The 8,519-nt window shown below is 64.3% G+C and carries 8 protein-coding genes; all 8 read left to right on the plus strand.

Going from position 1 to position 8,519, the window contains the following annotated elements:
- Positions 1–636, plus strand: a 636-nt coding sequence (locus AC1DSN_RS14435) for an FAD binding domain-containing protein (protein WP_477331297.1), incomplete at its 5' end; no start/stop codon positions are given.
- On the plus strand, positions 633–2,840 hold the full coding sequence (locus AC1DSN_RS14440) for a molybdopterin cofactor-binding domain-containing protein (protein WP_477331299.1): 2,208 nt from the start codon (positions 633–635) through the stop codon (positions 2,838–2,840). The genes AC1DSN_RS14435 and AC1DSN_RS14440, both read left to right, overlap by 4 nt.
- A 65-nt stretch (positions 2,841–2,905) precedes the next feature.
- Positions 2,906–3,730, plus strand: a complete 825-nt coding sequence (locus AC1DSN_RS14445; protein WP_477296463.1) for a cytochrome b/b6 domain-containing protein — start codon at positions 2,906–2,908, stop codon at positions 3,728–3,730.
- Complete coding sequence (locus AC1DSN_RS14450; RefSeq protein ID WP_477296465.1) at positions 3,723–4,478, plus strand: molybdopterin-binding protein; 756 nt, start codon at positions 3,723–3,725, stop codon at positions 4,476–4,478. The genes AC1DSN_RS14445 and AC1DSN_RS14450 overlap by 8 nt, the downstream gene beginning before the upstream one ends.
- A 168-nt stretch (positions 4,479–4,646) precedes the next feature.
- Complete coding sequence (locus tag AC1DSN_RS14455) at positions 4,647–5,051, plus strand: HU family DNA-binding protein (protein ID WP_046968653.1); 405 nt, start codon at positions 4,647–4,649, stop codon at positions 5,049–5,051.
- Between the two features lie 155 nt (positions 5,052–5,206).
- The gene (locus tag AC1DSN_RS14460; RefSeq protein WP_063573372.1) at positions 5,207–5,593 is read left to right on the plus strand and encodes a BlaI/MecI/CopY family transcriptional regulator; all 387 of its coding nucleotides are present in this window, start codon (positions 5,207–5,209) and stop codon (positions 5,591–5,593) included.
- A gap of 1 nt (position 5,594) precedes the next feature.
- Entirely contained in the window at positions 5,595–7,280 is a 1,686-nt protein-coding gene (locus tag AC1DSN_RS14465) for a M56 family metallopeptidase (RefSeq protein WP_477331301.1), read from the plus strand.
- A 78-nt stretch (positions 7,281–7,358) separates the two neighbouring features.
- Positions 7,359–8,024: an HAD-IA family hydrolase gene (locus tag AC1DSN_RS14470; RefSeq protein WP_477296470.1), complete on the plus strand. Its 666-nt coding sequence runs from the start codon at positions 7,359–7,361 to the stop codon at positions 8,022–8,024.
- The last annotated feature ends 495 nt before the right edge of the window (positions 8,025–8,519 follow it).

The raw sequence follows: 8,519 nt of genomic DNA on the forward strand, positions 1-8,519 counted from the left end.
GCGATAGGTGGATTCAACCGGATCCACGCCATCGTCGGCGCGAGCGAGTCCTGCATCGCCGCGATAGGTGGATTCAACCGGATCCACGCCATCGTCGGCGCGAGCGAGTCCTGCATCGCCACGCATCCTTCCGACATGGCCGTGGCTATGCGCGTTCTCGATGCGGTCATCCACACCCTCCTGCCCTCGGGGGAGGAGCGCGCCATTCCCATCGCGGATTTTTACCGGTTGCCGGGCGACACTCCGCAGATCGAAACGGCGTTGCGTCCGGGCGAACTGATTACCCACGTTACCTTGCCTGTGCCACCCGAAGGCCAGCAGGTGTATCGAAAGGTTCGCGATCGAGCGTCTTATGCCTTCGCGCTGATCTCCGTCGCCGCCATCGTCGCGCTGGACGGCGACCGCATCGTCTCCGCCCGCGTCGCCTTCGGTGGTGTAGCCGCGATGCCGTGGCGCGATCAGGCGCTGGAGAATGCCCTGGAAGGGGCGCCGATACACGAAGCCTCGCTGCGCGCCGTGGCAGACACCGCGCTGGCGGGTGCGCAGGGGCACGGGCATAACGATTTCAAACCGGCTCTTGCGCGTCGCACGCTAGGTGCGGTGCTGGTCGAAGCATGTGGGAGGACCGCCGCATGACGATCCGCATGGACACGACGGTCGGCGTCACGCCGCTCGACACCCTTCCCAACGGGTTCACCGGCAAAGCCATCGACCGTGTCGATGGGCCGCTGAAGGTTCGGGGCAAAGTGGCCTATGCCGCTGAACACGGTGGTGTGGGCGCGGTGGCCTATGCCTTTCCCGTGCTTGCAACGATCGCGCGGGGACGCATCCTGGGCATCGACACGACGGCGGCAAAGCACGCCCCTGGCGTTATCGAGGTTGTAACGGCAAAGAACGTTCCTCATCAGGACACGACGTCCGACGATGCGATTCCGCAACTCACCGGAACCTCGGTAAAGCACTTCGGGCAGCCGGTCGCCCTGGTGATCGCCCGCTCGTACGAACAGGCTCGCCATGCCGCATCGCTGGTTCGCCCGGAATACGATGCGCAGGCAGGTCGCTTCGACCTCGCCACCCACAGAGAAACGGCGCGCAAGCCGAAAGATCTTTCGTTCGCGAAGGCCGACACGAAAAAGGGCGACTTCGACGCCGCCTACGCCGCCGCGCCGCACCAGCTGGATGTCGTCTACACGACGCCCTTTCAGTTCCACGCCGCCATGGAGCCGCACGCGACGATCGCCCACTGGGAAGGCGACAAGCTCACTGTTCAGACGTCCAACCAGATGCCCAGCCCGGGTCGCAAGGCACTTGCCGCCACGTTCGGGCTCGCGCCTGAGAAAGTCCGTCTTCTTTCTGCGTACATCGGGGGTGGTTTCGGCAGCAAGCTCGACGTGCAACCGGATGCCGTGCTGGCGGCGCTCGCCGCGAAGGCCACCGGCCAGACAGTCAAGCTCGTTCTGACCCGTCAGCAGTTGTTCCACGTCGTCGGCCATCGCACAAACACCATCCAGCGTGTGCGTCTGGGCACCGACGCCGACGGACGTATCCTCGCCGAGGCGCATGAGGCCTGGTCGGGTAACGAACCGGGCAACGACGAATTCGAACCGACCGTGCTGGGAACCCGCTCGCGCTATGCAGGCGACCATCGCCTCAACACGCACCGCCAGGTGGATCTGGACCTGCCGCCTGCCATCTCCATGCGTGCACCGGGCGAGGCCGTCGGCTTGCTGGCACTGGAGGGTGCGATGGACGAACTCGCTGTCCGGCTCAACATCGACCCTGTCGAACTGCGCATTCGCAATGAGCCCACCGTGGACCCGGAACTGGGCGTGCCGTTCTCTTCACGCAAGGTGGTCGAATGCATGCGTGAAGGCGCGCAACGCTTCGGCTGGGACAAGCGCGTCGACCGTCCCGCCCAGGTGCGCGATGGACGCTGGCTCGTCGGTATCGGCATGTCCTCCGCGGTCCGCGGCAACATGTTGCAGGCGTCGAAGGCAAACGTGTGCCTCGATGCGACCGGTCAGCTCACCGCACGCATGGCCATGACCGATATCGGCACGGGCTCGTACACGATCTTCACGCAGATTGCTGCCGACCTGCTCGGTTTGCCGATGGAGCGGGTGACAATCCTCCTTGGTGATTCGGACTTCCCTGAAACCCCGGGTTCCGGCGGGTCGTTCGGCGCCGCCAGCGCCGGATCGGGTCTTTACGACGCCTGCATGCAGTTGCGCACGAAGCTGTGCCATTCCGCGGGCATCGACCCGGACAGGGCGCGTTTCGAGGATGGTCACGTGACCGACGGCGAGAAACGCGTCAGCTATACAGCGCTTGCAGCTAGCCACGACGTGGTTGCGGATGGCGGTGTCGAGCCGGGCAGCAACAACACCAACTATAACCAGAACACCTACGGCGCCTTTTTTGCCGAGGTCGGTGTCGACAGGGATACCGGCGAGATCCGTCTGCGTCGGATGCTCGGCGTGTTCGCTGCAGGGCGCATCCTGAATCCGAAGACGGCGCGCTCCCAGGCACTGGGCGGCATGATCTTCGGCGTGGGCTCGGCGCTCTCCGAAGAGATGGTGCTCGACCCGCGCTACGGCGCGTTCGTCAACCACGATCTGGCCGAGTACCACATACCCGTGAATGCGGATATCGGCCCGATGGAAGCGATCTTCCTGCCCGAACTCGACGACAACGCCAATCCGCTGAAGATCAAGGGGCTGGGCGAAGTAGGCATCTCAGGAGCGGGGGCATGCATCGCCAACGCCGTATACAACGCGTGTGGTGTTCGCATCCGCGACTATCCGCTGACGCTGGACAAGGTACTTGCCGGCATGACCTAAACCCATGAAAGGTTTTTCGCCGCCACGAGGTCATACTGTGTATCACCGGCCTCGGGAGTCACGCCATGACCACAAGCCTCGTCTACCGACATCGCTGGCCCGTGCGGCTAATGCACTGGATCAACGCCATCTGCCTGCTAGCGCTCCTGGGCAGCGGTCTGCAGATATTCAACGCGCACCCTTCGCTCTCCTGGGGCAACCGTTCCGATCCTGGTAAAGAGCTCCTGGCCCTGCGCTCTGGCCAGGATGCGGCGGGTAACGTTCAGGGGATGGCTGTCGTCGGTGGCCACGCTTTCGACACCACCGGCGTTTTGGGCGCATCCAAGGTCAACGGCAAATGGACCTCGAGGGGTTTCCCCACCTGGGCGACGATTCCTGGCCCAGGCTGGCTGGCCATGGGACGACGTTGGCATTTCTTCTTCGCGTGGCTGTTCGTGCTCAACGGGCTCGCCTATGTCGGATGGTCGCTGGCCAGCCGACATCTTTCCCGCGATCTCGTACCCGATCGTCGCGACTGGCGCGGTATCGGGCGCTCCATTGTCGACCACCTGCGATTTCGCCATCCCCAGGGGGAAGAGGCGCTGCGCTACAACATCCTGCAGCGCCTGGCCTACCTTGTGGCCATTTTCGTCTTCGGCGGCGGGATCGTTCTGATGGGGTTACTGATGTCACCACGCATGGACGCTGTGCTGGGCGGCCTGGTTGAGGCCGTCGGCGGGCGGCAGTCGGCGCGGACCATCCATTTCTTCATCGCAATGGGGTTCATCGCCTTCGTCGTCGTCCATGTCATCGAAGTGTTGATCAGCGGCCCCCTCAATCAGCTGCGCGGCATGATCACCGGCTGGTATCGCATTCACAGTGACCGTCACGAGGAAGATCGCCATGGGTAACCGTCGTGGATTCCTGCGCACTGCCCTTCTGGCACTCGGTGGCGCCTCGCTTGCCGCCTGCGACCGGATATCGGAAAGCGAGACCGGCCCCCGCATCCTGGATAGCGCCGAGGCGGTCAACCGCCGCGTTCAACGCTTTCTTTCGCCGTCGAAGGCGCTCGCCCGCGAATACCCCGAGTCCGAGATTTCAGCGGTATTCAAGCCCAACGGCACGTTGATGCCGGACACGCCCCTTTACCAGGGATTGATGAAGGGCGACTTCGCCGACTACCGCCTCGAGGTCGACGGCCTGGTAGACGTACCCTCCCGCCTGTCGATCGCCGATCTCCAGGCGCTCGGCACGCGAACCCAGATCACCCGACACGACTGCGTCGAAGGCTGGAGCGCCATCGGCAAGTGGACGGGTACGCCGCTGGCCGCCTTGCTCGACCACGTGAAGCCGCGCCCCACAGCGCGCTATGTCGTCTTCCATTGCTTCGACGACATGGAGGAAGACACTCCCTACTACGAGAGCGTCGACCTCGAAGAAGCCCGACATCCGCAAACACTGCTCGCCTACGGCATGAACGGCGGACCGCTTCCGGTCGCCCATGGCGCGCCGCTGCGGCTGCGCGTCGAGCGGCAACTGGGCTATAAACACGCGAAATACATCCGCCGGATCGAAGTGGTGGCCTCGTTCGCGGACGTCGGCGACGGCAACGGCGGTTACTGGGAAGACAACGGTTACGAGTGGTATGCAGGCATCTGATTCGCCGTTTTTCCGCAGTGCGTCACATGGGACCGTAAAAAAAGGGCTCCAAATGCAAAAAATCTTTGCAAACCCTATTTTCAGCGGGCCCAAGCAACGCTAGAGTGAGTCGCCCGCTGGGCATCGGCCGGAAAGGCCGCCTCATTCGATTCAGTGACAAGGATAACCATGGCCACGACCAAAAAAACGGCGGCGAAGAAGGCTGCCAAGGCTCCCGCCAAGGCTGCCGTGAAGGCTGCAAAGGCCCCGGCCGCACTCAAGCCGATCAAGGATCCGCTTTCGAAGTCCACGCTCGTCTCGCACATCGTCGAGCAGAGCGGCATTGACAGCAAGAGTGTGAAGGCCGTGCTGGCTTCGCTCGAAGGCGCGATCTCCGCGTCGGTCCACAAGAAGGGTGCTGGCACGTTCACGCTGCCCGGCCTGCTGAAGATCACCTCCGTTGCCGTCGCTGCCAAGCCGAAGCGCAAGGGCAAGGATCCGTTCACGGGTGAAGAGCGCTGGTTCGCAGCCAAGCCCGCCTCGGTCAAGGTCAAGGTCCGTCCGCTCAAGAAGCTCAAGGACGCGGCAGCCTGATCTTTCGCGGGGGCTGAGGCCACCGCGTTCGACGAGGTACCCGAAAGCCCCTGCCTTACGGCGGGGGCTTTTTTCGTGGCCCCTGCCAGATGTCATGCTTGACTACACGTGTCGCCAGGCGCACGCTGCCTACATCTGTAGTCAGGAGCGGCGGCATGAGCAGGAAAACCATCGGCGACCAGGAACTCGCCTTGCTTCAATACATCGGCGAGGCGCCCAAAAGCACGGTGGCGGAAGTCTGTGCCGGCTATGGCGAACCCCGCGGGCTCGCACGCTCTACCGTACTGACGATGATGGAACGGCTTCGCGCGAAGGGCTATCTCGGCCGCCGCAAGCTCGACGGCAGCTTCCGCTATAGCGCCACCAATGAATCCGGTGAGGTGATGAGCGGCGCGGTAGCCCGCTTCGTCGAAAAAACCCTGCAAGGCTCCGTCTCGCCTTTCGTCGCATGGATGTCCGAACGCGGACAGGTGAGCGATACCGAACTGGCCGAGCTCGAGGCACTGGTCGACACACTGCAGTCTCGCCGGAAGGGCCGCTGACATGGATGCCGTCCTCGACACCCTGCTCTCTCGCCTGGCGCACGCTTCCGTACAGGCTCTCCTGCTCGCTGCCATCGTCTATGCGGTGTGCCGGGCCGTGCCATCGCTTTCTGCCGCGGCGCGTAGCACGCTGTGGTGGCTGCTCGGTGCGCAGCTCATCGCCGGCATCGCCTGCCCCACGCTGCTTGGCGTGCCGCTGCTTCCTGCCACCACTAACGGACCGGTCATGACCACGTCGGGCCTTGGTGACACCGGCCTTGCACCGGTTGCCATGGATACCGGCTGGACCTTCTCCTGGACGTACGCCCTCCTCGGCCTTTGGCTCCTCGCCGTCCTTGCCCAGTGTGCCGTCGCCGCCGTGCGCTGGCATCGTCTGCACGGCGTGGTTGGCCGCGCCATGTCGCACGACGACGTCCGCGTGGAGACGCTGTGCGCGCGCCGTGCGCGTGAACTCGGCCTGCGCCGTTCGCCTCGCCTGGCGGTTTCCGACGAAGTCGACTCACCCCAGGTGATCGGCCTCTGGCGTCCGACCATCCTGCTGCCGCTGGAAGATCGCCTGGGTGACGATGAGCTCGACATGGCCCTCATGCACGAGCTGGCACACGTCCGTCGTGGCGACCTGATGCTCGGCTGGATCCCGGCGGCGGCCCGCACACTTTTCTTCTTCCACCCCCTGGTGCACTACGCGGTGCGTGAGTACGCGTTGTGCCGTGAAGCTGCGTGCGACGCCCTTGTCGTATCGCGTGGCCGCCAGGCGCCGAAGAGCTATGGGCGCCTCCTGCTCCGCCTGGGCGTCACCCCGCATCCGCACCATGCCTTGCCGGGCGCCTCGCCCACCTTCCAGACCCTCAAAAGGAGACTCGACATGCTAGGTCACGCCACCGACGCGCCGCCGCGCATGCTCACCGTCTCGCTCGTGATCGCCATCGCCGCCATTGGGGTGATGCCCTGGCGCGTCGTTGCCGCAGACAGCGGCAGCAAACCCAGCGCTGTTTATGCCTCGGTCCCGCCGGTCCCGCCCGCCTCACCGGCTGCCCCCGCCGCACCCGCGGAATCCGCGCTGCCACCGTTACCTCCCGCACCGCCGGCACCTCCTGCCCCGATCCAGCCCGTGGAGGGACGCAACGGCCAACCCTCGCATGCCCTGGTCTTCTTCGGCGACGATGTCAGCGTGATCGATGGCAGCAGTCATGACATCCGCCGTGCCGAATCGCAGCGCAACGGTTCCGACGACTACGTGTGGTTCCGCAACGGCGACCAGGCCTGGGTGCTACGCGACCCGGCCTACGTGAAGCGCATCACCACCGCGCTCCAGCGCAGTGCGAAGTCAGCCGACATGGGCAAGATGAGCGCGGACAAACAAGCCGCGATGGATAGTCAGCAGGCCATGCTCAATGAACAGATGGCCAAGCTCGGCGAACGCCAGGCCGAACTCGCCGTCCAGGAGACCGACCCAAGCCGGCCGCGCGACCCCGGCGCCTATGCCGCTGGCCACGCCGCGCTGAGTCGCGAGCAGTCCGCCATCGCGCAGAAGATGGCCCAGATCGGCCAGCAGCGTGCGATGGAGGGCAAGACCCAGGCCGAATGGGGTCGTCGTCAGGCCGAAGCCGCGCGGCAGGCCACGAAGGAAGTGAATGACATCCTCGCCGAAGCCGTCCGCAATCACGTCGCCCAGGCTTCCCGCTGACGGAATCGACGCCCTCCGGTATGGTGAAACCCTTCACGCGTCCCCACGTGTTGAGTCTTTCCCTGTACCGGAGGCGTCATGCGACTTGAATCAGGCACGGTCATCGAGGCCCGTGCATTGCTGTTCGACATGGACGGCACGCTGATCGACTCGCGCGTCGTCGTCGAGAAAATCTGGAAACGCTGGTGCGATGAGAACGGCATCGACTGGCACGCCGTGCTGCCACGCCTGCACGGTGTGCGCATGATGGATTCGGTGAAGATGTTCGCCAAACCCGGCATGGATGTCGATGCCGTCTTCCAGCGCCTGTATCGCGAAGAGGTCGAGGATGTCGATGGCATCGTGCAGATCCCCGGTGCACACGCCCTCCTCGCTGCCCTGCCACCCGAAGCGTGGACCATCGTTACGTCGGCCGACACGGTGCTGGCCAAGGCCCGCCTGGGCGCCGCCGGCATCGTCCCGCCCCCGTTGATGGTCACCGGTGAGATCGTCACCAACGGCAAACCCGATCCCGAGGGTTACCTCCTCGGTGCGAAGCGCATGCACGCCGATCCGAAGGACACCCTGGTGTTCGAGGACGCCAAGGCCGGCATCGACGCGGGACTCGCCGCAGGCGCACGCGTCATCGCCATCGCCGGTGATCATCCGGAAGAGATTCCCGAGAACGTCGAATGGATCACCGACCTGACGGCGCTCCGTGTCGAGGGGGTCGTTGGTGGGAAGGTGCGTTTGCTTGTCGTCTGAACGATCCGGCGCCGTCTCTCTTGAAGGACAGCCGCTTTACGGCTCATGTATTGAGCGGCGTTCGCCGCCTCACGCTCGTGCTGTCGTGTGAGTCGCGGACGTTGAGGTTGCGTGTGGCAAATGCGCAACGCCGCTTCGTCGCTCAAGGTCTAATGAGCGACCAGGCCGTTTTCTGTAGGAGCCGCTTCAGCGGCGAACCCTCAGGTTGTCAGACGTGCGAACGAGGCCTTGTGGTGATTGGCCGGACGGTTGAACGCCCGCATGATGCGATGCAATGCCTCGTTCGCGAAGATTGCCGCTGAGGGTTCGCCGATGAATCGGCTCCTTGTATCTTAGGGATGCCTTCCGTTGGGAGGTGCAGCAAGTGAGATCCCGGGGAGGCCGCCGGCTCCTGGAAGCAGAGTGATTCTGACTTCGATTGTAGAGTGGCCCCCCGCCTCATTGCCCACTGCGGAGAGTATCGAGAAGCCCACAAGGGACTTCGCATTACAAGGT

This window comes from Luteibacter sp. P4_D7_3, from assembly GCF_056401735.1.

Coding starts and splice junctions, on each gene's coding strand:
- AC1DSN_RS14460 (WP_063573372.1), top strand. CDS start 5,207: ATGAGCAGGAAAACCATCGGCGACCAGGAACTCGCCTTGCTTCAATAC.
- AC1DSN_RS14450 (WP_477296465.1), top strand. CDS start 3,723: ATGGGTAACCGTCGTGGATTCCTGCGCACTGCCCTTCTGGCACTCGGT.
- AC1DSN_RS14445 (WP_477296463.1), top strand. CDS start 2,906: ATGACCACAAGCCTCGTCTACCGACATCGCTGGCCCGTGCGGCTAATG.
- AC1DSN_RS14455 (WP_046968653.1), top strand. CDS start 4,647: ATGGCCACGACCAAAAAAACGGCGGCGAAGAAGGCTGCCAAGGCTCCC.
- AC1DSN_RS14465 (WP_477331301.1), top strand. CDS start 5,595: ATGGATGCCGTCCTCGACACCCTGCTCTCTCGCCTGGCGCACGCTTCC.
- AC1DSN_RS14470 (WP_477296470.1), top strand. CDS start 7,359: ATGCGACTTGAATCAGGCACGGTCATCGAGGCCCGTGCATTGCTGTTC.
- AC1DSN_RS14440 (WP_477331299.1), top strand. CDS start 633: ATGACGATCCGCATGGACACGACGGTCGGCGTCACGCCGCTCGACACC.